The 22,266-nt window shown below is 72.2% G+C and carries 19 protein-coding genes; 8 read left to right on the plus strand and 11 right to left on the minus strand.

Going from position 1 to position 22,266, the window contains the following annotated elements:
* Nucleotides 1-81: 81 nt before the first annotated feature.
* Complete coding sequence (locus tag AC0699_RS31835; protein ID WP_478667402.1) at nucleotides 82-570, plus strand: DUF6153 family protein; 489 nt, start codon at nucleotides 82-84, stop codon at nucleotides 568-570.
* A 94-nt stretch (nucleotides 571-664) separates the two neighbouring features.
* Nucleotides 665-1,306: a DUF305 domain-containing protein gene (locus tag AC0699_RS31840; RefSeq protein WP_478667369.1), complete on the plus strand. Its 642-nt coding sequence runs from the start codon at nucleotides 665-667 to the stop codon at nucleotides 1,304-1,306.
* Between the two features lie 125 nt (nucleotides 1,307-1,431).
* Here AC0699_RS31840 and AC0699_RS31845 read toward each other — a convergent pair whose 3' ends face one another.
* From AC0699_RS31845 to htpX, 3 genes are all read right to left on the minus strand, one after another.
* The gene (locus tag AC0699_RS31845; RefSeq protein ID WP_478667371.1) at nucleotides 1,432-2,460 is read right to left on the minus strand and encodes a threonine/serine dehydratase; all 1,029 of its coding nucleotides are present in this window, start codon (nucleotides 2,458-2,460) and stop codon (nucleotides 1,432-1,434) included.
* 143 nt (nucleotides 2,461-2,603) lie between these two features.
* Nucleotides 2,604-3,221 carry a PspA-associated protein PspAB gene (gene pspAB, locus AC0699_RS31850; protein ID WP_478667373.1) on the minus strand — a complete coding sequence of 206 codons (618 nt, stop codon included), beginning with the start codon at nucleotides 3,219-3,221 and terminating at the stop codon, nucleotides 2,604-2,606.
* A 30-nt stretch (nucleotides 3,222-3,251) separates the two neighbouring features.
* Nucleotides 3,252-4,166, minus strand: a complete 915-nt coding sequence (gene htpX, locus AC0699_RS31855) for a zinc metalloprotease HtpX (RefSeq protein ID WP_478667376.1) — start codon at nucleotides 4,164-4,166, stop codon at nucleotides 3,252-3,254.
* A 471-nt stretch (nucleotides 4,167-4,637) separates the two neighbouring features.
* Between htpX and AC0699_RS31860 the strand changes: the two genes are divergently transcribed.
* From AC0699_RS31860 to AC0699_RS31870, 3 genes are all read left to right on the plus strand, one after another.
* The gene (locus tag AC0699_RS31860; RefSeq protein WP_478667378.1) at nucleotides 4,638-6,008 is read left to right on the plus strand and encodes an FAD-binding oxidoreductase; all 1,371 of its coding nucleotides are present in this window, start codon (nucleotides 4,638-4,640) and stop codon (nucleotides 6,006-6,008) included.
* Between the two features lie 200 nt (nucleotides 6,009-6,208).
* Nucleotides 6,209-7,687, plus strand: coding sequence for an AlkA N-terminal domain-containing protein (locus tag AC0699_RS31865; protein WP_478667403.1), 1,479 nt, complete (start codon nucleotides 6,209-6,211; stop codon nucleotides 7,685-7,687).
* Nucleotides 7,688-7,698: 11 nt separating this feature from the next.
* Nucleotides 7,699-8,193, plus strand: coding sequence for a methylated-DNA--[protein]-cysteine S-methyltransferase (locus AC0699_RS31870; protein ID WP_478667380.1), 495 nt, complete (start codon nucleotides 7,699-7,701; stop codon nucleotides 8,191-8,193).
* Nucleotides 8,194-8,285: 92 nt separating this feature from the next.
* Here the strand turns inward: AC0699_RS31870 and AC0699_RS31875 are convergent, their stop codons facing one another.
* Nucleotides 8,286-9,023, minus strand: a complete 738-nt coding sequence (locus AC0699_RS31875) for an SIR2 family NAD-dependent protein deacylase (RefSeq protein WP_478667382.1) — start codon at nucleotides 9,021-9,023, stop codon at nucleotides 8,286-8,288.
* A gap of 175 nt (nucleotides 9,024-9,198) precedes the next feature.
* Here AC0699_RS31875 and AC0699_RS31880 point away from each other — a divergent pair, with 175 nt between their 5' ends.
* On the plus strand, nucleotides 9,199-9,885 hold the full coding sequence (locus tag AC0699_RS31880) for a DNA alkylation repair protein (RefSeq protein ID WP_478667383.1): 687 nt from the start codon (nucleotides 9,199-9,201) through the stop codon (nucleotides 9,883-9,885).
* Between the two features lie 105 nt (nucleotides 9,886-9,990).
* Here AC0699_RS31880 and AC0699_RS31885 read toward each other — a convergent pair whose 3' ends face one another.
* The 7 genes from AC0699_RS31885 to AC0699_RS31915 form a co-directional block, all read right to left on the minus strand.
* Nucleotides 9,991-10,161 (minus strand): hypothetical protein, encoded by a 171-nt coding sequence (locus AC0699_RS31885; RefSeq protein ID WP_478667384.1) that lies wholly within the window; start codon nucleotides 10,159-10,161, stop codon nucleotides 9,991-9,993.
* 209 nt (nucleotides 10,162-10,370) lie between these two features.
* A complete protein-coding gene (locus AC0699_RS31890) occupies nucleotides 10,371-10,862 on the minus strand; it encodes an NUDIX domain-containing protein (RefSeq protein ID WP_478667387.1) in 492 nt (163 codons plus the stop codon).
* A gap of 80 nt (nucleotides 10,863-10,942) precedes the next feature.
* A complete protein-coding gene (locus AC0699_RS31895; protein WP_478667388.1) occupies nucleotides 10,943-14,941 on the minus strand; it encodes an SAV_2336 N-terminal domain-related protein in 3,999 nt (1,332 codons plus the stop codon).
* Between the two features lie 5 nt (nucleotides 14,942-14,946).
* Entirely contained in the window at nucleotides 14,947-15,957 is a 1,011-nt protein-coding gene (locus AC0699_RS31900; RefSeq protein WP_478667389.1) for an AAA family ATPase, read from the minus strand.
* Entirely contained in the window at nucleotides 15,954-18,128 is a 2,175-nt protein-coding gene (locus tag AC0699_RS31905) for a VMAP-C domain-containing protein (protein ID WP_478667391.1), read from the minus strand. Before AC0699_RS31905 ends, AC0699_RS31900 begins: the two co-directional genes overlap by 4 nt.
* 3 nt (nucleotides 18,129-18,131) lie before the next feature.
* Complete coding sequence (locus AC0699_RS31910) at nucleotides 18,132-18,512, minus strand: CU044_2847 family protein (RefSeq protein ID WP_478667392.1); 381 nt, start codon at nucleotides 18,510-18,512, stop codon at nucleotides 18,132-18,134.
* Nucleotides 18,513-18,570: 58 nt separating this feature from the next.
* Nucleotides 18,571-19,692: an ADP-ribosylglycohydrolase family protein gene (locus AC0699_RS31915; RefSeq protein ID WP_478667394.1), complete on the minus strand. Its 1,122-nt coding sequence runs from the start codon at nucleotides 19,690-19,692 to the stop codon at nucleotides 18,571-18,573.
* A gap of 112 nt (nucleotides 19,693-19,804) precedes the next feature.
* Here AC0699_RS31915 and AC0699_RS31920 point away from each other — a divergent pair, with 112 nt between their 5' ends.
* Complete coding sequence (locus AC0699_RS31920; RefSeq protein WP_478667396.1) at nucleotides 19,805-20,935, plus strand: glycerate kinase; 1,131 nt, start codon at nucleotides 19,805-19,807, stop codon at nucleotides 20,933-20,935.
* Between the two features lie 338 nt (nucleotides 20,936-21,273).
* A complete protein-coding gene (locus AC0699_RS31925) occupies nucleotides 21,274-22,086 on the plus strand; it encodes an SAM-dependent methyltransferase (protein ID WP_478667406.1) in 813 nt (270 codons plus the stop codon).
* The last annotated feature ends 180 nt before the right edge of the window (nucleotides 22,087-22,266 follow it).

Here is a 22,266-nt window from a genome sequence, read left to right on the forward strand (position 1 = left end):
ATCGACGGAACGCGATCGGCCCGCAGCCGTACGTCCCTGCGGCTCGGGGTTATCGTCGGCAACGGAACGGAGGTATGCGTGATGGTGCGGCAGTACACACCAGCGGTGGGCGTGGCAGCGCGTCTGCTGCTTGTCGTGGTGCTGGCACTCGGCGTGTTCGTCATGCACACCGTCGGTCACCCCGGTGAAGACTCCGGTACGGGGATGCTCTCCTCCTCGCACACGGCCGGCACGGGCGCGATGCCCGCGCACGGACACCACGCGGACGCCGTCACGGAAACCGGCCCGCCCCCTGCCATGGTGGCAACGGACCTGAACGCCGCCCCGGTTCCGGCCGGCGCCGGCGCCCCCGCATCGCCGGATGGGCATGAGCCCGGCATGGCCATGGACATGGTCTCGCTGTGCGTGGCGGTCCTCGGCACCTGGGCGCTGGCACTGCTGCTCCACGTGGTGTTCGTGGGCCGACGCGAATGGTTCGCCCGGCTCGCCGCCGGGGTTCTCGCGGTCGTACGCGCCAACCCTCCGCCCAGAGCGCCCGACCTCGCACAACTGTCGATTCTGCGGATCTAGGCCGGTGATCCTGCGCGGGCGCGCCCTTCCGGGCCGCCTGCGACGACGCCTGCCCATCCGCTCATTCAGAATCGATCACACGAGGTACACAGACATGACCGTCTTCAAGCGCGCCCTCCACCGGCCACTGCACCGCCGCGTCGCGGTGGTCGGAGCCGTCGCCGCCGGAACCCTGCTGCTCGCCGCCTGCGGCGACGACAGCACCAGCACTGGCGCTCCCGCTTCCGCGCCGGAAGCCGGCGCATCGACAGGGGCCGGCGCGTTCAACGACGCGGACACCGCGTTCGCCCAGGGAATGATCCCGCACCACCAGCAGGCCCTGGAGATGGCCGAGCTGGCCGACGGCCGCGCCTCCGACCAGGAGATCAAGACACTGGCCGGGCAGATCGAGAAGGCGCAGGACCCCGAGATCACGACCATGCGGTCCTGGCTCAAGTCCTGGGGAAAGCCGGAGTCGCCCGGCATGGATCACGGTGCGGGCCACGGTGACGGTGACGGGGAGATGCCCGGGATGATGTCCGGCCAGGACATGGATGCGCTCATGGCCGCCAAGGGCACCGACTTCGACCGCAAGTTCGCCCAGATGATGATCGACCACCACAACGGCGCCATCGACATGGCGAAGGACGAGCAGAAGAACGGCCGCAACGCCGCCGCCAAGAAGCTCGCCGACGATGTCATCAAGAACCAGTCCACCGAGGTCAAGCAGATGCGGAGCATCCTCGACCGCCTCTGATCCGCACGGTAAGCGGTTCACGGTCGTCGCCTGCGGCGGCCGCTGATCCAGGCCGGGCAGGCGGACGGCTCCGCCAGGGCAAGGACACTGCCGTGGCGGAGCCGAGCGCTTTCCGGTGTTCCTGATCAGTGCGCGAGATCGGACGGGTCGGTGTTGGCTCCGCACAGCACGATCGCGATCCTCTCCCCGGCCGTCGGTACGTACGCGCCGGACAGTACGGCGGCGAGCGCCGTTGCGGCGCCGTGCTCAACGGCGATCCTGCGGTCGTCCCACACAGCCTGCCGGGCACTGACGATGGCCTCGTCGGAGACGAGGACGGAGCGGACGTCGGCGCGCTGCGCCCACTGCAGCGCCATCAGTGAGGCACGGCGGGCGCCGAGCGAATCGGCCGCCACACCGTCCACGGTCACGTCCACGGGCTCCCCGGCCGCGATGGCGGCGTTGAGCGCGCGGCAGTTCTCGGGTTCGACCGCGACGACGCGGACGCCGTGCTCGTGCGCGGCCGTGGTGACGCCGGTGAACAGACCGCCCCCGCCGACCGCGACGACCACCGTGTCCAGTCCGGGCAGCCGGGCGTGGATCTCTTCGAGCAGAGTTCCGGCTCCGGCCGCGATCAACGGGTGGTCGTAGGCGTGGGACTGGAGCGCACCGGTCCGCTCGGCATGGGCCCGTGAAGCGTCGAGCGCCACCGCGTACTCGAGGCCGACCTGGCGGACGTCGGCACCGAGCGTGGTCAGCCTGGCGGTCTTCACCGCAGGCGCGTTCTCCGGGAGGAAGACGGTCGCCTTGATGCCGTGCTCCCGAGCCGCCCAGGCGCAGGCGAGGCCCGCATTGCCTCCGCTGGCGATCACGACTCCGGCGTCCGGCATGCTGCCGGCCTCGACATGCGCGGCGGTGAAGTTCAGTGCGCCGCGGGCCTTGAACGAACCGGTGTGCTGGGAGAATTCGTACGCGAGCCAGCCGTCCGCTGCACCGAGAGCACCGAGAGCACCGAGAGCACCGAGAGCACCGAGAGCACCGCGGTCCACGGGGCTCAGGGTGACCGGGCGGATGCGCCCGGCGATGCGTCCGGCGGCCGTCTTCACGTCGTCGTAGGCAATGGTCACGGCAGGCAGCTCCAACGGTTCGCTCTCACGGGGCACGTCCGGTTGCATCTCATCATCGACGAGTCGGCGCAGAGGGTCAGGTGCGTGGCTCAGGTGCGTGGCTCAGGTACGTGATGCAGGTGCGTGGCCCAGGCACGTGATTCAGGTGCGTGATGCAGGTACATGGCCCCGGTACGTGGCGGGCCCAGGACTCAGCTGCTCCCGCTGCTGTGATCCGTCCCGCCGAGCCCCGGCGCGCCCCACACCGGGAACCAGCGGCCCAGATCCGTCTCGATCCGCAGGTCGTCCGCGAGCAGCGCCCTGACCTGGAGTTCCAGGGCGTTGTCGCGCCTCTCGCCGGCCCCGGGGAGCGGTGCGAAGGGATAGAAGGTGCCGCGCTTGTAGAGGTAGACCAGTGCCAGCACGCGTTCTCCCGCGGCCTCGCGGAAGCCGATCAGGGAGCAGAGCAGCTGCGGGCCGAAGCCGGCGTCCTGGAGGAGGGTGTTGACCGCGTGCAGGTCGTTGACCAGCGAAGCCGTGTCGTCGGCGGGATGGCGGGCGAGGAGCCAGGTGTAGCCGTAGGCGTCCTGGCTGAACTCCACGGGTACGCCGCCCCGGCCGGTGTCGGCGTCGAGCAGTTCCCGTACGTCCTCCTGGACCCCGGCGAAGGCGCCGCCTTCGACACTGGCGAAGCAGACCGAGCCGATGCCGGTCGGAGTGAACCCGGCACCCGCCTGGAGGGTGATCGCGGCGGCGGGCAGGCCGAAGAGCTGGTCGAGGTCGGGGCGTACCGGCTTGCTGCGACCGAGGATGGTGTCGAGGAGTCCCACGGGCAGAACCTCACGATCGGCTTGCGCTTCTCACCTGCGGCCGAGCTGCGCCGAGATCCTGCCGAGCTGGTCCAGACGCTGCTCCAGCGTCGGGTGCGAGGAGAGCAGCCTGCTCAGACTCTCCTTGGAGGAGAACGCGGGTGCGAACCAGAAGGCGTTGAACGGCTCCGCCTTGCGCAGGTCCTGCGTCGGGATCCTGGCCATCTGGCCGGTCACCTTGGTGAGCGCGGAGGCGAGCGCCGACGGGCGGCCGGTCAGCAGCGCGGCGGCGCGGTCGGCGGACAGCTCGCGGTAGCGGGAGAGCAGCCGGGTCAGCAGGAAGCTGATCACGTAGACGACCGCGCTGACCAGGGGGATCACCAGCACCGCGATGGCGGTGTTGCTGTCGCGGGTGTTCCGGCCGAGCCCGCTGTAGAGCCAGACACGGATCATCACGCCCGCGAGGACGCCGAGGAACGAGGCGATGGTCATCACCACGACATCGCGGTGGGCGACGTGCGACAGCTCGTGTGCGAGGACACCCTCCAGTTCCTCCGGCTCCAGACGGCGGAGCAGTCCGGTGGTGGCGCAGACCAGCGCGGCGTTCTGGTTGCGGCCGGTGGCGAAGGCGTTCGGCACATCGCTGTCCGCGATCGCCACGCGCGGCTTGGGCATGTCGGCGAGGGCGCAGATGCGGTCCACGGCCCCGTGCAGCTCGGGCGCCTGCTCGGGGGTGACCTCCCGGGCGCCCATGCTGTAGGCCGCGATCCGGTCGCTGAACCAGAACTGCGCGACGAACAGAACGCCCGCGATCACCAGGATGATGGGCCATGAATCCCGGAGGACGGCCAGCAGGACGCCGACGAAGACGACATAGAGCAGGCCGATCAGGAACATCGTCGTCACCATGCGGGTGGTGAGTCCCCGATCCGGGGCGTAGCGCGAATGAGACCGGGTCCCTGGCATCTGATCAGCCTCCAGGCGGAGCTCTCTGTCGCCGTGCTCCTCTCCTTCGATTGTGCACCTTTCATGCATGTATCCGGCATAAAGGAAGCGTGGGCCGTCAGAGCCGGCCGGTACGGGAGTCCGATCAGCGTCCCCGACCCCGTCCCCGTCCTCGGTGCGGACGGGGCTGGTAGTGCTGCTGCTGCACCGACCGCGGACGCTGCCCTCGTCCTGTGCACCGACGGGCAGATCGATCGCCGCCCGGCTCGGACGGCGTGCGGCGACCCGGACGGGACGACGCCTACGGGGCCGTCGAGTTGAGGCTTCGCTTCATCGGCGTAGCGTGGAAAAGGCCAGACCGGGCCGGGCGGCAGTCGTGCCGCAGAGGGTGTTGGGGTGTCGAGCCGGTGGGGGCTTGGGCCGTACCCGCTGCCGCGGAGCGGCTTGTCTTCCGAGCGGGATTCCAGGAGTGATGCACGAGGAGCGGTGGCCATGGGCAAGCCCTCGGTCGAACAGTTGCGGGAACGCGTGCGCGGGGCGGTCATCACCCCCGAAAGCGATACCTACGACGAGGCACGTAAGATCCACAACGCCATGATCGACCGGCGCCCGGCGGTCGTGGTGCGGTGCGTCAACGCCGGGGACGTCATGGCCGTGGTCGACTTCGCGCGAGAGGCGGGGCTCGACCTGGCGGTGCGCGGTGGCGGGCACAGCGTGCCGGGCTTCGGCACCTGCGACGACGGCGTGGTTGCCGACCTGTCCGGTATGCGAGGCGTCCGCGTCGATCCCGGGCGACGGACGGCGCGCGCGGAGGGCGGAGCGACCTGGGGCGACTTCAACGCGGCGACCCACGCGTTCGGTCTGGCCGCCACCGGCGGAATCATCTCCACCACCGGCATCGGCGGCCTCACCCTCGGCGGCGGCATCGGTTACCTGGCCCGGGGTCTCGGCCTGAGTTGCGACAACCTGGTCTCGGCCGATGTGGTCACCGCGGACGGCCGGTTCCTCGTCGCGAGCGAGAAGGAGCACGACGACCTGTTCTGGGCCATCCGCGGCGGTGGCGGCAACTTCGGCGCGGTGACCTCTTTCGAGTTCCGGCTCAGTCCGGTCAAGGACGTCTACGGCGGACCGATCTTCTACGAACTGGACGACGCGGCCACCGTTCTGCGCGCGTTCCGCGAACTCATCGCCGACGCACCGGAGGAACTCGGCGGGTTCCCCGGCTTCCAGATCGCGCCGCCCCTGCCCTTCATCCCGGAGAACCGGCACGGCGATCGGTTCGCCTTGGTCGTGGCGTGCTGGGCCGGACCCCTCGATCAAGGTGAGCGCGCCGTCAAGGTGTTCCGTGACGTGGCGCCGGTGGTGGCCGAGCACGTCGGCCCCATGCCGTATCCCGCGCTCAACAGCGCTTTCGACGCGCTCTATCCTCCTGGCCTGCAGCACTACTGGAAGGCCAACTTCGTGACCGAGCTCAGCGACGCGGCGATCGCGGCGCACCTGGAGCACGGGTCGCGTGTGCCCGCCGTCAGTTCGACGGCCCACATCTACCCCATCAACGGCGCCTGCCACCGTGTGGCACCGGAAGCGACGGCCTTCGCGTACAGGAACGCCACGTTCGCCACCGTCATCGCGGGCATGTGGCCGGATCCCGCGGACAATGAGGCCAACATCGCCTGGGTGCGCGACTATTACGCGGCGACCGCACCGCACTCGGAGGAAGGCGGCTACATCAACTTCATGGCCGGCGACGACCAGGACCGGATCAGGGCCAACTACAAGACGAACTACGACCGCCTCGTCGAGATCAAGCGGGTGTACGACCCGGGGAACCAGTTCCATGTGAACCAGAACATCAAGCCGTAGCCGCGCGCAGCCCGAGTCGGCCGACGGGATGCCAGGGGATGCCAGGTGCGATGCCGAGGCTGCCCCGGCGAGATGCCCAGAGTGCCCTGGCGGGATGCCGAGACTGCCCTGGCCCCGCCGCGTTGATGTCGTTTTCCCGCCAGCGACGTCCGCTCCCGGTACCCGATGCTTGAGCCATGCATCCCGCCGTGCACACCGCCATGCACACCGACACCGAGCGCTGCGTACGGGCCGTCCGGTCCAAGGACGCCCGCTTCGACGGCTGGTTCTTCACCGCGGTCCTGACGACCCGGATCTACTGCCGCCCCAGCTGCCCCGCCGTACCGCCCAAGGCCGAGAACATGACCTTCTACCCCAGCGCGGCCGCCTGCCAGCAGGCCGGGTTCCGGGCGTGCAAGCGGTGCCGCCCCGACACCAGCCCCGGGTCCCCGGAGTGGAACGCCCGCGCCGACTCCGTCGCCCGCGCCATGCGGCTCATCCAGGACGGCGTGGTCGACCGCGAGGGCGTGCCCGGACTGGCCGCCCGGCTCGGCTACTCCACCCGGCAGATCGAACGCCAGCTGCTCGCCGAGGTCGGCGCGGGCCCGCTCGCCCTGGCCCGGGCGCAGCGCGCCCAGACCGCCCGGCTGCTCATCGAGACGACCGCGCTGCCGATGGCCGAGGTCGCCTTCGCCGCCGGCTTCTCCTCCATCCGGACGTTCAACGACACCGTTCGCGAGGTCTTCGCGCTCGCGCCGAGCGACCTGCGCACCCGCGCGTCGGGCCGCGGCAAGGAGCCGGTCGGGGCGACCCCCGGCGTGCTCGCGCTGCGTCTGCCCTTCCGGGCGCCCCTCAACCCCGACAATCTCTTCGGGCATCTTGCCGCGACCGCCGTCCCCGGCGTGGAGGAGTGGCGCGACGGCGCCTACCGTCGCACGCTCACACTTCCGCACGGCCACGGCATCGTGTCCCTCGCTCCCCGACCCGACCACATCGCCTGCCGGCTGTCCCTGACCGACCACCGCGACCTGACGTTCGCCATCAGCGTCTGCCGCCGGATGCTCGACCTCGACGCCGATCCCGTCGCCATCGACGACCAGCTCCGCACGGACCCGCTGCTCGCGCCGCTCGTCGACAAGGCACCGGGCAGGCGGGTGCCGCGCACCGTCGACGTGGCGGAGTTCGCGGTACGGGCCGTCCTCGGCCAGCAGGTCTCCACGGCCGCCGCCCGCACCCACGCCGCCCGGCTGGTCACCGCCCACGGCACCCCGGTCACCGACCCCGAAGGCGGCCTCACCCATCTCTTCCCGGCCCCCGAGGCACTCGCCGGACTCGACCCGGAGACCCTCGCCTTCCCGCGCAGCCGCCGCACCACCCTCACCACACTGCTCGGCGCTCTCGCCGACGGCACGCTCCGCCTCGGCGCCGGCAGCGACTGGAACGAGGCCCGCGCCCAGCTCTCCGCACTGCCCGGCTTCGGCCCCTGGACCGTCGAGGTCATCGCGATGCGCGGGCTCGGTGACCCCGACGCGTTCCTCCCCACCGACCTCGGCGTCCGCCGTGCCGCCGAGGACCTCGGGCAGCCGTCGACCCCCGCGGCGCTCACCGCCCGCGCCGCTGCCTGGCGGCCCTGGCGCGCCTACGCCGTCCAGTACCTGTGGGCCACCGGCGACCACCCCATCAACCGCTTGCCCGCCTGAGGACCGTGATCATGACGAGAAACCACACCGTCGTCGACAGCCCGTACGGACCGCTCACCCTCGTCGCCACCGACTCCGTCCTGAGCGGCCTCTACATGACCGAACAGCGCCACCGCCCCGCCGAGGAGACCTTCGGCGAACCCGACCCCCGCCCCTTCGGCGAAGTGATCCGCCAGCTCGACGCCTACTTCGCGGGCGAGCTGAAGGACTTCGACCTGTCCCTGCATCTCGCGGGCACACCGTTCCAGCGCAGTGTCTGGGAGCAGCTGTGCCTGATCCCGTACGGCGAGACCCGTACGTACGGGGATCTCGCCGACGCGCTCGGCAACCCCGGCGCCTCACGCGCGGTCGGCCTCGCCAACGGCAAGAACCCCATCGGGATCATCGTGCCCTGCCATCGCGTCATCGGCTCCACGGGCAGCCTGACCGGCTACGGAGGCGGCCTCGACCGCAAGCAGCGCCTGCTGGCCTTCGAGAGCGGAGCTCCGGAGGACGCGCTGTTCTAGGGCCTGTCCGCCCTCAGGGCGTGTCCTCGCCGGACGCCGCTCCTGCCGAGCCCGCCGGCGGATGAGGCGTGGGGCCCGGGGCTGAGCCCCGGTCACGGGAAGGGGCCGTCGCCGATCCGCTTCAGCAGCGCCGGAAGCGCCGTACCGATCGGCTCGCGGATGATCTCGGCCGCGAGTTCGTCGTACGGCGTCGGCTCGGCGTTCACGACGATGAGCCGGGCACCGTTCTCCGAGGCGATCCCGGCGAGCGAGGCGGCGGGCTGGACCTGGAGGCTGGAGCCCACCGCGATGAAGACCTCGCACGCCTTCGCGATGCCCATCGCCTCGCCCAGCACCACCGGGTCGAGCCGCTGCCCGAACATCACCGTCGCCGACTTGAGAATCCCGCCGCATTCCAGGCACGGCGGATCGTCCTCGCCGGCCTCGACCCGAGCGAGCGCGTCGTCCATGGGCCCGCGGGCATGGCACTTCGTACACACGACGATGCGCACGGTGCCGTGCAGTTCGAGTACCTTGCGGGCGGGCATTCCGGCGAGCTGGTGCAGTCCGTCAACGTTCTGCGTGATCACCCGCACGGGCACCCCGGATCGCTCCAACTCGGCCACGGCCTGGTGCGCGGCGTTCGGCTCAGCTTTGAGGGTGCGGTTCTTGCGCCGCATCTGCCAGGAGCGTCGCCGGATCTCCGGGTCGCTCATGTAGTACTCGTACGTCACGAGCTTCTCGGCTTCGGGATCCCGCCGCCACAGTCCGTTCGGACCGCGATAATCAGGGATTCCGGAATCGGTGGAGATACCTGCGCCACTGAGGATAGCTACGAGAGGCCTGCCCATGGGCCGAGAGTAGGACGCCTGCCTCCGCGGGGCGAACGGATATGCAGGTGTACTGCCCCTCGCCGGTTGGTTGTGCTGGTTGACCACTCGGTGGCTGCCGCCGAACCGGCGTGTACGAAAGGAGGCTGACTTCCGTCGTAGGCTGAATGCCGCATGTGAGGGACAGGAGGCTGAGGTGGCCGACACGACACCGACCGAGACGACGGTGGGCGAGGTGCTGGCCGAGCTTGCCGAGCTCGAGGACCCGAAGACTCGTGCGGTGAACGGGAAACACGGTGACGATCACGGTGTGAACCTCAGCAAGCTGCGCGCGCTCGCGAAGCGGCTGAAGACGCAGCAGGAACTCGCGTGCCGGCTCTGGGAGACGGATGACAGCGCGGCGAGACTACTGGCGATCCTGATCTGCCGCCCGAAGGCGTTCGAGCGTGACGAGTTGGACGTCATGTTGCGCGAGGCGCGCACACCCAAGGTGCACGACTGGCTCGTGAACTACGTGGTGAAGAAGAACCCGCACTCCGAAGAGCTGCGCCTGGCCTGGTCCGCCGATCCGGATCCGGTGGTCGCAAGTGCCGGCTGGGCGCTGACCACCGAACGTGTGACGAAGAAGCCCGAGAGCCTCGACCTCGCAGGACTGCTCGACGTCATCGAGGCGGAGATGAAAGACGCCCCGGATCGCCTGCAGTGGGCGATGAACCACTGCCTGGCTCAGATCGGGATCGAGCACGCCGAACACCGCACCCGTGCGATCGACATCGGTGAGCGCCTGCAGGTGCTCAAGGACTACCCGACTTCCCCGGGCTGCACGTCTCCGTTCGCGCCCATCTGGATCACCGAGATGGTGCGCCGACAGCACGACACGTAGGAAGGCGCGTGCGCGGGAATGTTTCGCGGCGAGGCTGGTCCCATGGCCGAACGTCGAGTGATCGCGTCCTCGCCCGGTGAGGGCGGCGGCCGGCGGTGGAGTGGCCTACGGGACGATGCGCGTGACGGCCCCGTCTTCCGGGTCCCCGTACTTCGAGATCAGCTGCCCGTCGCTCATGCGGTCGACTTCTTCGCTTCGTTCGACGGGAAAGATCACGTGGGTGTCCTTGTCCGTCCAGTATTCGACGATGCGGTGGGTGGCGGTGGCTCTGCTCATGCTGTGCTCCCTTGTGACGCGTGGGGTTCAGGGTGCGTCTGTGCACGTTGAGGGTCAATAGGAGAAGGGCCTTCCGTTTCGGTAGGCGGAAGTGTAGGTTCCGTTTACCTCGCGAAGGCGCCTTTCGAGGCGCCGGCCCGCCGGTCCCGGGGCGGCGGGCCCGCGGGGGCCAGCTTCGGCGTACGGATTACCGGGCCGCGGCCCGGATCTCAGCCCGCCGGACGCCCCTCCACCAGCTCGACCGGACCCGTGCCCTGCGTCAGCGCGTCCAGCGCCGCCAGGACGCGGCGGCCCAGCGCATCGAGCAGATAGGTCGTGATCTCGTCGCGCGCCACCAGCTTCCAGGAGATCAGCTCCTCCTCCTGGAGCCGGATGTCCCTGAACCGCTCCCCGCTGAGCACTCCGCCGTCGTACACGTACGCGACGATCGGGGGTCGCGCCGCCCCCCGCACCCAGTCGACCGCGAGCAGCCGCCCAGGCTCGACGTCCAGCCCGATCTCCTCCAGCGTCTCCCGCCGGGCGGCCTCACGCGGCGTCTCTCCGGCGTCGGACTCGATCGTCCCGCCCGGAAGTGCCCACCCCTCGCGGTAGTTGGGCTCGACGAGCAGCACCCGCCCATCGGCGTCCCGGAAGAGAGTGGCGGCACCGGCGAGGACGCGGGGCAGGGACGCGATGTACGCGGAGTATTCGTTGGTGGTCACGGCGGCAGCGTAATCGGCCCGCGGATCACGCGTGTCACACCGGACACACACGAACGTCACCGGACATTCCCGGACATCCTTCAGCCCCCGCCCTTGGGGGCAGCGGGCGGCCGTTTCCGGCCCCCGAGCCGTTGCCGTGCCGTGGTGGCGTTGGCTGCCGCGGCCACCGTGTCGGGATGTTCGGCGCCCAGGTTCCGGGTCCAGCCGCGCGCCACCGCGTCGTACAGCTCGGCGGCCTCGGCCCAGCGCTCCATACGGGCCGTGACGAGCGCCAGTTCATGCAGCGTGACCAGGGTGTCGGCGTGCAGTTCGCCCAGCTCGTCCGCGCGAGCCCGATAGGTGTCGCGCGCCACCTTGTACGCCTCCGTGAGGCGGCCCATGGAGGCCAGTGTGGAGGCCACGTTGTGGCGGCACCGCATGGTGTCCTCATGGGTCGCACCCTGCAACCGCTCGCGCTTGGACAGCACTTCGAGGTAGAGGGTCAGCGCCTCGCTGTGCCGGCGCAGCAGACCGAGCGAGAAGGCAGCCTGCTGGCGGGCGTCGAGGGTGCCGGGGTGGTCCGGGCCCAGCACGCGTGACCGGCCCCGGGCCACCTGCCGGTACTCCTCCAGGGCCTCGGCGTTCCGGCCCAGCGAGAGAAGGGCGAAGGCCCGTTCGTAGCGGGAGCCGAGCGCGGCCTCGTGCTCGGCGCCGAGTACCGCCTCGCGGGCGGTGACGACATCGCTGAGCACCCGCAGTGCGAGCTCGGGGCGGCCGTCCCGCAGCAGCGTCACACCGTAGGCGTGCCGCTCGTCGTGGTCCCAGCCCCGGGCCGGCGAGGTGCGCGGGGGAGCGGGGCTGAAGTCGACCGGTGCGGTCGTGGTGGAGCGGAGCCGGGCGTACGGAGAGCCAAGCTCGATCATGTACGAAGGGGCGAGCAGATCGAGCAGTGCGCTGCGCCCCTGCTGCGAGACGATCACATGGACGCCCTCGCACCTGCTGAGGGCCGCCGCCTCGTCGGCCAGGGCGAAGAAGGACTCCTCGGTGCCCGCGATCCGGTCCAGGTCACCGAGGACGACCAGGAGCCGGGGAAGGCCCGCCGCTTCGGAATCCGTACGCCTGCCACGCTCCTTGAGCAGCAGTCCGGTCAGTTCGCGCAGTCGCACGGGCAGGCCGCCGACGGCCTCGCACCAGACGACGTGCGGCAGCGCGGAGAGCGCCGAGCGGCGCAGCGTGCCGCTGTAGTCGGCGCAGACGACGGTCAGTGCGTCGGCGGAGTGGGCAGCGGCGAGATCCAGGACGACGGCGGTGAGCAGATCGTGCCGGCCGGCGTCGGTGCCGCCCCGGATCAGACCGTGCGGGCCGAGACCGCCCTGGTCCGGCGCGTTGATGTCCAGGGACACCGGCCGTCCGTCGCCGTCCGCGCCGAGCGGTACGGCGTCCAGGACGACGGCCGGCCGGCTGTCCGGGTCGAACGCCCACAGCAGTTCGTCCGCGGTGGGACGGGCCGAGGGGTCCTCCGCGAGGCAGCTCACGAGCAGCGCGGAGACCTCGGCGGGCACACCCGCGAACTCCAAGGCGAATTCGAAGGAGGAGGGGGGTCCCTCCGACTCGCCGGTCAGGGCCGCCAGCAGGATCACGCCTACCGCGAACATGTCCGTGGCCGGCGTCGGCGTGTCCGAGGCGCCGGCGAGCTCCGGTGCCTCGTACCCCACCCGCTGGCGGAATGCCTCGCGGTGAGCGCTGTGCACACCGTCGACCGACGCGGCCATCCAGCCCGTGACCCGTACGTCGTCACCGGCGACCAGGACCGAATTGGGGCGCAGCGTGCCGTGGACCAGACCCTCGCGGTGGGCCTGGGCCATCGCGGCCGCGAACTGCCTGCCGATGGAGAGGAACCGGTCCGCGGAGACGTAACCGTGCCAGAGATGATGGGTGCGCAGGGTGGGGGCCGGCTCCCCGGTCGCTGGGTCCACCAGGCACTCGGTGGCCAGCCAACCCGGCTCGCTCCGGGTGCTCACACCGAGGAGACGGGGCGCGTGTTCGGCGCCGAGCCGGGCCAGCGCCTCGGCCTCGGTGGTCAGCAGGTCGTAGGCGGTCGAAGGGTCCACCAGGTCCGGGACGCGGAGCACCGCGTACGAGGCGTGGTCGTCGGCGGTCCCGAGGTAGACGCCGATCCTCGGCCAGCCGCCGGTTCTGCGGGCCACCAGCCGGTACGGCCCGGCGGACAGTGGCCCCTCCGACTGCTGGAGCGAGACCCACTGGGAGCCGAGCCGGTCGACGAACGCCGGCAAGGACGGGCGCGGTTCCGGCGTCCCCGCCTCCCGGTCCGTCCCCGACTCCGCCTCTGTCCCAGCCTCCGCCCCCGACTCCGCCTCCGTGTCCGTCCCCGACAGGCCGGACTCCGGCGCGGGGGCCTCCCCGGACACCTCCGCCTCCGCCGGGCCGGACACCTGCGGCCAGGACGGCGCAGCCGTCGGGCCGGCCGTGGGCGCCGGCATCCCCAGCCGCCGCAGCAGCCGGTCGTCCACCCAGCCGAACGGCCGGGCACCGTCCGCCACCCCGTCGCGGCCCGAAGGGTGCGGCAGCCAGGCCGGGAAGCCCACCGTCCGGTCGGTGAGTTCGGCCATGCGCGTGGTGACCGCGCGGGTGGTGCGGACCAGTTCGGCGGGCGGCACCGTGTCCAGCAGGATGCGGCGGGCGTCCTCCGCGAAGTCGAAGCCGCGGTGCTGCGGCAGCAGATCCCGCTCCGGCCCGTCCGCACCGCGCATCAGACCGCCGAGGAACACCTCCGCCAGATGGCCCGTGTCGACGTCGGGGCCGAGCGCGTCCTGGACCAGCCGCATCGCGGGCACCGACACCGGTGCGACCGCCGCGAGATGCGCGGCGAGCCGGTACGCCTGAGGGGATGCCGCGTCCCGGAAGCGCAGCAGGGCGTCACCGCCGCCCGTGCGCGTGGCGGCGTAGGGGCGGGACGGGGTACGCGGAGCCAGCAGCGGCAGCACCATCGAGGTACCGGACGAGCCGACCAGCCGCGCCCAGTCGCCCACCGACTCCGGGGTGGGCGCGAGCACCGGCACCGGAACGCCTCGGTACGGGGCGAGTTCGGGCGGCAGGACCGGGTCGGCGACCCGCCAGTTCCGGTTGGCCGCACCGCGCCGGCGCGTGGTCACCAGCCAGGGCTCGGCACGGATGCCGGACCCGTCCCACAGCCGCTCGGGCAGTGCGTGGAGCACGGCCGTCGGGCCGTTGCGGGCCGCCCGCTCCAGGACCTGGTGCATCCGGCCGTCCCGCCAGGCCGGACCGACGCCGTCGCTGACGACGAGCAGCAGGGTGTGGCCTCCCGCATCCGCGATGGCGTTCACCGGGAGGGCGGCGATGTCCTGCGCGAACGGATGGTGCCGCAGCACCGGGGCGTCGGAGCCCCGGCTGTCCAGCGCGTACACCCGTACGTCACGGAACGCGCCGCTGCGCTCCATCAGCGTCCGCGTCTCCGCCGCGAGCCGCTGCCACAGCAGCATCGACACCCCGTCGTCCACCAGCAGAACGAGATCGAGCCAGCGGGTCCTGGCCGGGCGCAGCACCACGTCCGGCAGACCGGTCTCGGCGATGGCGGTGACCGTGGCGGGCTCGTCCAGCTCCCAGGCATGGCGGTCGGGCCGCAGCTGCTTGAGCGGGCGCAGCGCGCGGCCGATCCGCAGCTCGGCGGAGGCGAGGGCCCTGGCCTCCGGGGCGCGTACGGGCACGGCGGGGCGGGAGACGGAGGCGTCCGCCGCGCGGGGCGTCGGGGGCCCGTGCAGTTCGGCGCCGTGACGGGCGCCCCCGCGCCCCGACGGGGCACCGGTGCTGTCGCCTGCGCCCTGGACCGACGGTGTCGCTCCGCTCGCGAACGCGTCGGTGGAGGGCTCCTCCTGGTGAAGGTGGGCCGTCGGCCCGGACTCCCCGGTGTCCGGTGCCTGGTGTGCCGACGGCGCGGCGGCGGCGAGGGCCGTCGCCGCGCCCGGCGGCAGCCGTCCCGCCAGCCACACCGCGTCCAGCAGCTCCTCGTTCGACAGCTCGACGCCGCCGTCGCCGAGGACCCGCCGCAGCTCCTGCCACACTTCGGCTACACCGTCCCGCCGAGCCGGTGCAGTACGGCGTCCAGCAGCCCGTCCGCGTCGAGATCCACCCCGCCCTTGCGCAGGAACACGGCGTTCAGAAGCTGGTCGGTGGCCAGCTCACCGCGCCCGCGCCGGGCCAGGAAGGTGCGCAGCAGCTCGTCCGCCCCTTCCAGCCGGGTCCCGTCGCCCAGATGGGCCCGCACGATCTCCAGCAGCCGGTCCTCGTCCGGCTCGGGCAGATCGAGCCGGATACAGCGGCGCAGGAAAGCGGGCGGGAAGTCGCGCTCGCCGTTGCTGGTGATGACGACGACCGGGAACTCGGAGCAGCGCACCCGACCGCGTACCACCTCGGTCCTGGACTGCGGATCGGCGGTCAGCACCTCGACGGACGACTGATCTTCGGGCAGTCGCGCCAGCTCGGGAATCTCGAACTCGCCCTCCTCGAAGACGTTCAGCAGATCGTTCGGCAGGTCCACATCGCCCTTGTCGAGCTCGTCGACGAGGAGCATGCGCGGGCGGGTGCCGGGCACCAGCGCCGTGCCGAGCGGGCCGAGCCGCACATAGGAGCCGATGCCCAGCTCCTCGGCCGCCTCGCCCCGGTCGCGGCGCAGGTTCGCCTCGCGCAGCCGGCCGATCGCGTCGTAGCGGTAGAGCGCGTCCTGCAGGGTGGCCCGGCTGTTGATCTGCCAGCTCAGCACCCGGCCGAGCCGCAGTTCGTACGCGATCGCACGGGCCAGCGACGACTTGCCGGTTCCGGGACGGCCGGTCACCAGCAACGGGCGGCGCAGGTGGAGCGCCGCGTTGACCACGTCGGCCTCGGCGGGACCGATCAGATAGGGCAGCGGCCCGGACGTGCCCGGATCGCCGGCGTCACCGCCCCCGCCGTCGTCGCCGCCGTCACCGCCCGCGCCGTCGAAGCGGCGCCACGGCGGGGCCTCGGGGAACGCGACCGCACGGGCCTGTCCGTTTCCGTGGAACAGCCGCCAGTCGGCCGCCTCGCCATGACGTTCCGTCATCGGATGTCCGCTCCTTCCGCGGGATCAAGCAGTTCGAGCCCGCCAGGCAGCGGGAGTTCGGTGTCCTCCCACACCAGCGCCGGCCGCGCGGTGCCCGGGTCCTGGGCGCCGTATCGCTCGGCCCTGAAGTGCCGGATGCGTTCGGGAAGCTGATGCAGCGGCCCGGTGGGCGCGACCGCGTCGAGGCGGTGCGCGTGCTCATGCCCCTCGGCCTCACGGTCCCAGAGCACCACCGGTACGCCGACGGCGAGGCACAGCTGGACCAGCCGTTCCCGGTCCGTGCGCGGGCCGTGCACCACGACCTGGGCGGTGTCCCGGTGGCTGGACTCCAGCATCGCGTACACCCGCTCCGGCGAGGTGCAGCTCTCGTCCACGACCAGCGGAACCGCGTGCCCGCTCTCCCAACGCCGCCGCAGCTCGGCATCGCGTCGCGGCGCGCGGGCGCTCACCTCGGGGCAGCGCAGCGCGATCCGGTAGGTGACGCCGAGCGGCACCCCGGGAAGGAACTCCAGCGGGCTTCCCGCGTCCCACTCGTCGAAGGCCAGCTCCAGACCTTCCCGGCCGACGACGACATCGATCTGGTCGACCGGGGGGCCGCCGTCACCCGCCGCGCGCTCCGCGGACTCGCGGATCAGCCGGCCTGTCTCCGGGGCGCTGCGCGGCCGGTCCGCCGCGGCGAGCCGGGCGGCCGCGCCGTCCTTGCGCACCTCCCAGACGTCGCAGCGGAAGTGGCCCTCGGGGTCGGCCGGTGCCATGCCGACCTCGACCACCAGCCGTACGACCGGCGAGGGCCGGTGGGCTGCCCAGGCCGCCGCGTCGCCACGCCGCTGGGAGAGCGCGGCCCGGTGCACCCCGAGACGCCCGGCGACCCGGTCGGACCAGTCGGCCAGCGCCCTGCGCGAGGGGGCGGGGGCGCACGCGGCCGCGTACTCGACCAGCTTGAGCAGCGCGGGTACCGGAGTGGTGCCGTCCGGCAGCGGGCCGCCGTCCCGGTACGCCTCCAACGCGCCCACCACCAGGCCGAGATCGTCACGGGACAGCCGGGCCGCGCGCAGCGGCGCGGGCAGCGGTGTGTAGCGCAGGGCCTCCCGGGCGGCACGCGGCAGCAGCGTCGCGTCGGCCTCCACCACCGCCTGAAGTTCCGTGACGAGGAGGCGGTGTTCGTCCACCGAGAGCAGCCGTGCACCGGCCAGCTGCCCGGTGATCAGCAGCCGGTCCAGACTCTCGCGCCCCGGCCCGGTCCCGGCCGCGGGCGCGAGCGACTCGCTGAGCGTGGCCAGTGCGCGTTCCTCGACCGTCAGTACCGCCGCCAACTCCTCGACGGAGGGGGCGGATTCACCGGCGGGAGGCTCGTATCCCAGCGTGGCCGCGAGCGCACGCGCGTGCTGGGCCCGCCGCACGGGGTCGCCCAGCAGCTGCCACAGCTCGGCGGTGAGCGGCGCGGTCGCCGGATCGTCCGGCGGCGGGCTGTGGACCGCGCACTCGGCGAGCACCTCCGCCGCCCCGGCCCGCTCCAGCTCGTCCCGTACGGTCTGCCAGGGCACCGCCCAGCTGCGGCGCACCGTGTCCTGGGCGCCGAGCGGGCGCTCGCGCTCCGGCAGCACATGGGCGACCACCAGACCGGCCACGGTGGCGTCGTCCAGGGACCAGAGCGGGCCGCCGCTGAAACCGGGGCCGATCGCTGCGCCGGACAGTTCGCCGTCCAGATACCCGAAGCGGCCCTCCTGGAGCTTCACGTGTGTGTCCGCGAAGGTGATCGCCGCGCCGCCGCCGTGCCAGGCGCGCAGCGTCTGGCCCTCGGTCATGTCGCGCCAGACCACCGGGCGCGGTCCGGGCGGCGCGGGCTCGGTCAGTTCGAGGACCGCGAGGTCGCCCCGCCACACCAGCGCGGACGCGACGGGTCCGGGCGGCACCCAGACCGACAGCCGGGCCGCCCGCCAGACGGGCCCGGCTTCACCGTGGGACTCTGCGTGAAAGGCGATGAGCAGCTCGGCGCCGGCCGGCCACCCGGTCTCGTACGGATCCCGCCCCAGCGCGTCATTGACAACATGCGCGCAGGTCAGCACCTTGCGCGCGGACAGCAGTGCCGCGCCGCCCGCGGCCATCCGCCCGTCGGCGTACAGCACCGAGAGACGGGTGGCCGGGGCCGCCGGCCGTCTGAACCAGCCCATGTTTCAGTTCTGCCGCTCCCTGGGCTGCCAGGTGGCCGACACGGTCATCGTGGCCTTGCCGTTCGCCCCGACGATGCCCAGCTTGAGGTCCTGCCCGATCTCCACGCCGAACGCGACCGTGAGTTCACTGGGCGGGTTCTCGGCGGACGCCACCGAGGCGTGGATCTCGTCCAGCAGGGGACCCATCGGTCTGAGAGCGGTGCGCAGTGCGTCGGCGGCACGCGTCGCGGCGCGCCCCTCTCCGCCGCGCGCCACGGGCACCGCAGACCCGAAACCCTCCGGAAGGTCGTCGGGGCCGGCCGTCCGGCCGGGCACGGTGAGGGGCTCTCCGGTGCCGGACAGCTCCAGCCGCACCTGTGAACCGTCCGTCAGCGAAACTTCCATGTACTCGGGCACCTGGCCATTGTGCCGATCAAGTGCCGTGGTGGGAGACGGTTTCCGGTCAGGCTGCCGCCAATCGCGCCGTCCGGTCCGCCAGTTCCCCGATGTGCGCCCCGTCGAATCCGAACACGGCGCTGCGCACCCGGTCCTCCAGCGGCTGCGTCCACTGGGCCGGGATGCCGGAGGCGCCGCACAGCACACCGGCCACCGAACCCGCCGTCGCGCCGTTGGAGTCGGTGTCCAGGCCGCCGCGGACGGTGAGGGCGATCGTGTCGGTGAAGTTCCCGGCTCCGTAGAGCAGTCCGGCCGTGATGACCGCGGCGTTCGGGACCGTGTGGATCCAGCTGAGGCGCCCGGTCTCCCGGTCCAGCTCGGTGAGCGCGTCGGACCAGGTGAGGCCGGCGTCGTACAGGGCGGTCGCGTGACGGACGGTACGGGAGAGGCGGCTGCTCGCCGGGATGTGCTCCAGCGCCGTGTCGATCGCCTCGCGCGCACCGGTGGCGGTGAACGCCGCGGCGATCATCGCCGCGGCCCACATCGCCCCGTACACCCCGTTGCCGGTGTGGGACAGCACCGCGTCCCGGCGGGCGAGGGAGGCCGCGCGGTACGGATCGCCCGGGCAGGTCCAGCCGAAGATGTCGGCGCGGATCAGGGCGCCGATCCACTCCTGGTGGGGATTGTCGTGGGTGGCGGTGAGCGGCGGCTTCAGTCCGGCCGTGAGGTTGCGGTACGCGGCCCGTTCGGCCGTGAAGGTCTGCAGATACGGCAGCCGCAGCAGCCACAGCTCGCCGACCTGCTCGGTGGTGAACGCGAAGCCATGCGTCTCCAGCAGATGGAGCCCGAGGATCGCGTAGTCGACGTCGTCGTCGCGGCAGCTGCCGTGGATGCGGCCGCGGACGCACTGCCGCCACTCCGGGCGCAGCTCGAAATCGGCCGCCGCGCCCGGGGGCGGCTCGGGCAGATAGTCGGTGAGCGGAAGCGCGTCGGTGAGCCGCAGGTAGCGGTCGATGCGCTCGCGCGTCCAGTAGTCGCCGCGTTCGACGGGCTTCCCGAGCATGTTGCCGGCGATCCTGCCCAGCCAGCCGCCGAGGATCCGGTCGGCCGTCCGAGGGGCCGCGAACACGGCGGGTGAAGGGCCGGGCGGCGCGGGCTGATCGATCGGTCCCGTACGTTCCGTACTCATGGCGCCCCACTATGGTACGAAATACCGTCTCATCAGGGGGTGGCACACCGTCTCGGGGTGCGGATAGGGTCGGGGCGGCGCGACTGCACGTTCGAAAGCAAGGGATAGCAAGGTGGCGGACGGAGCAGTTACTGCCGCGCGAGTGCTCGTGGCGGCGGACAAGTTCAAGGGCTCGCTCACGGCCGTACAGGTCGCGGAGCGGGTGACGGCGGGGCTGCGGCGGATCGTCCCCGGGCTTCCCGTGGAGACCCTGCCCGGCGCGGACGGCGGCGACGGCACGGTCGCGGCAGCCGTCGCAGCGGGCTTCGAGCGCCGTGAGGTACGGGTGACCGGGCCGCTCGGCGAGCCCGTGACCGCGGCGTACGCCCTGCGGGGCACCACCGCCGTGGTGGAGATGGCGGAGGCCTCCGGCCTTCAGCACCTCCCCGAAGGTGTCTTCGCGGCCCTCACCGCGACCACGTACGGCTCCGGTGAGCTGCTGCGCGCCGCGCTCGACGCGGGGGCGCGGACGATCGTCTTCGGTGTCGGCGGCAGCGCGACGACGGACGGCGGGGCCGGGATGCTGGCCGCGCTGGGAGCGCGTTTCCTGGACGCGGACGGCAAGCCGGTCGGCCCCGGCGGCGGCGCGCTGAGCGCGCTGGCCGAAGCGGATCTTTCGGGCCTCGACCCGCGTTTCAGGGACGTCAGCCTGGTTCTCGCCAGCGACGTCGACAACCCGCTGACCGGCCCGAAGGGCGCGCCGGCCGTCTTCGGCCCGCAGAAGGGCGCGTCGCCGGACGACGTGGCCGCGCTGGACGCGGCGCTCGCCCACTACGCGTCGGTCCTCGGCCCCGAGCAGGCGCAGTCGCCGGGTGCGGGCGCGGCGGGCGGCATCGGCTACGGCGCGCTGGTCGCGCTCGGCGCGAGCTTCCGCCCCGGCATCGAGGTCATGCTCGACATCCTGGGCTTCGCGTCGGCCCTGGAGCGCGCGACCCTCGTGATCACGGGCGAGGGCTCCCTCGACGAGCAGACCCTCCACGGCAAGGCCCCGGCCGGCGTCGCCGCGGCGGCCCGTGCGCAGGGCATCGACGTCGTCGCGGTCTGCGGCCGGCTCGCCCTGCCCCCCGAGGCCCTCGGCAAGGCGGGCATCCGCCGCGCGTACTCCCTGCTGGAGCTGGAGCCGGACCCGGCGGTCTGCATGGCGCAGGCCGGCCCGCTGCTCGAGCGGGCGGCGGAGTCGATCGCGCGGGACTTCCTGGCGTAGGGCCACTCCGGCGGATCCTGCCGGGCTCGCGACGCCCTGCGACCCGATGATCCAGCCCGATCCGCAGGGCGGGCCCTGGGTCCTGTCCGGCGGATCGGGCCGAACTCGCGGCACCGAAGCCCCCGGGGTTCGCCCGGGGGCTTTCGCGTGCCTCCGGGGCGCCCCGGGGCTGCGGTGCCACGTATGCCGGAATCCGGGAATGCCGGAATGCGGGAGTGTGGCTGAAAGAGGTCCCTTCCGATTTCCTTGCCGGGTGAACGACCTGTACCGCCTCCCCAGCTCTCCCTAGCATGTGCGTCTTGCAGGATCCGATTCCCACTGACGTGAATGAGGACTGGATGCAGCGCGAGTCGTGGCGCCCGGACGCCATCGACACCAAGGTGCCGAGCGTGGCGCGTATGTACGACTACTTCCTGGGGGGCGACGACAACTACCAGTCCGACCGCGACGCCTGCGAGGAACTTCTCAAGCAGGTCCCCAGCACCAAGACGCTGGCCGTCAACAACCGCCGGTTCCTGCGGCGTGTGGTCCGGACGCTGGCTGCCGAGCACGGCGTGCGGCAGTTCATCGACCACGGCTCCGGGCTCCCGACCCAGGACAACGTCCACCAGGTCGCCCAGGCCGTCGACCCGGCCTCACGCGTGGTCTACGTCGACAACGACCCGATCGTGCTGGCGCACGGCCGCGCGCTGCTGGAGGAGAACGAACGCACCGCGGTCATCCAGGCCGACATGCGGGACACCGAAGGCATCTTCGGCCATGAGGAGACGACGCGGCTGATCGACTTCGAGCAGCCGGTCGCGGCGCTGTTCGTGTCGGTGCTGCACTGCATCCCGGACGAGTCCGACCCCGCGGGACTGATCCGGCGAGTGGCCGAGCGCCTCGTGCCGGGCAGCTTCCTCGTGGTCTGTCAGCTCGTCAGCGACAGGCCCGAGATCCGCCGGTTCGTCACCGACTTCATGGCGGAGGCCACGGGCGGCAACTGGGGCCGGGTGCGCGAGGAACACGAAGTGACCGAGTACTTCGCGGGCCTGGAGATCCTGGAGCCGGGCCTGGTGGAGGTGTCGACCTGGCGGCCGGACACCGACCTCGCCCCCGTCCAGCAGACCGACGAATGGATCGAGTGGGGCGGCGCCGCCCGTCTCGTCTGACGGCGCCGACACCTGTCGCCTTTCACGCCGCGGGGGGGGGGGGGGGGGGGGGGGGGGGGGGGGGGGGGGGGGGGGGGGGGGGGGGGGGGGGGGGGGGGGGGGGGGGGGGGGGGGGGTGGGGGGGTTTGGGGGGAACGCGCGGCGGGAGGGGGGGAGAAAGGGAAGGGGGGGGGAAAGCGG

The sequence above is a fragment of the Streptomyces sp. NPDC043870 genome (assembly GCF_056435785.1).

Excerpts from the sequence above, each read along its gene's own strand:
- AC0699_RS31835 (WP_478667402.1), top strand. The coding sequence starts at position 82 with ATGGTGCGGCAGTACACACCAGCGGTGGGCGTGGCAGCGCGTCTGCTG.
- AC0699_RS31840 (WP_478667369.1), top strand. The coding sequence starts at position 665 with ATGACCGTCTTCAAGCGCGCCCTCCACCGGCCACTGCACCGCCGCGTC.
- AC0699_RS31845 (WP_478667371.1), bottom strand. The coding sequence starts at position 2,460 with ATGCAACCGGACGTGCCCCGTGAGAGCGAACCGTTGGAGCTGCCTGCC.
- htpX (WP_478667376.1), bottom strand. The coding sequence starts at position 4,166 with ATGCCAGGGACCCGGTCTCATTCGCGCTACGCCCCGGATCGGGGACTC.
- AC0699_RS31860 (WP_478667378.1), top strand. The coding sequence starts at position 4,638 with ATGGGCAAGCCCTCGGTCGAACAGTTGCGGGAACGCGTGCGCGGGGCG.
- AC0699_RS31865 (WP_478667403.1), top strand. The coding sequence starts at position 6,209 with ATGCACACCGACACCGAGCGCTGCGTACGGGCCGTCCGGTCCAAGGAC.
- AC0699_RS31870 (WP_478667380.1), top strand. The coding sequence starts at position 7,699 with ATGACGAGAAACCACACCGTCGTCGACAGCCCGTACGGACCGCTCACC.
- AC0699_RS31875 (WP_478667382.1), bottom strand. The coding sequence starts at position 9,023 with ATGGGCAGGCCTCTCGTAGCTATCCTCAGTGGCGCAGGTATCTCCACC.
- AC0699_RS31885 (WP_478667384.1), bottom strand. The coding sequence starts at position 10,161 with ATGAGCAGAGCCACCGCCACCCACCGCATCGTCGAATACTGGACGGAC.
- AC0699_RS31900 (WP_478667389.1), bottom strand. The coding sequence starts at position 15,957 with ATGACGGAACGTCATGGCGAGGCGGCCGACTGGCGGCTGTTCCACGGA.
- AC0699_RS31905 (WP_478667391.1), bottom strand. The coding sequence starts at position 18,128 with ATGGGCTGGTTCAGACGGCCGGCGGCCCCGGCCACCCGTCTCTCGGTG.
- AC0699_RS31910 (WP_478667392.1), bottom strand. The coding sequence starts at position 18,512 with ATGGAAGTTTCGCTGACGGACGGTTCACAGGTGCGGCTGGAGCTGTCC.
- AC0699_RS31915 (WP_478667394.1), bottom strand. The coding sequence starts at position 19,692 with ATGAGTACGGAACGTACGGGACCGATCGATCAGCCCGCGCCGCCCGGC.
- AC0699_RS31925 (WP_478667406.1), top strand. The coding sequence starts at position 21,274 with ATGCAGCGCGAGTCGTGGCGCCCGGACGCCATCGACACCAAGGTGCCG.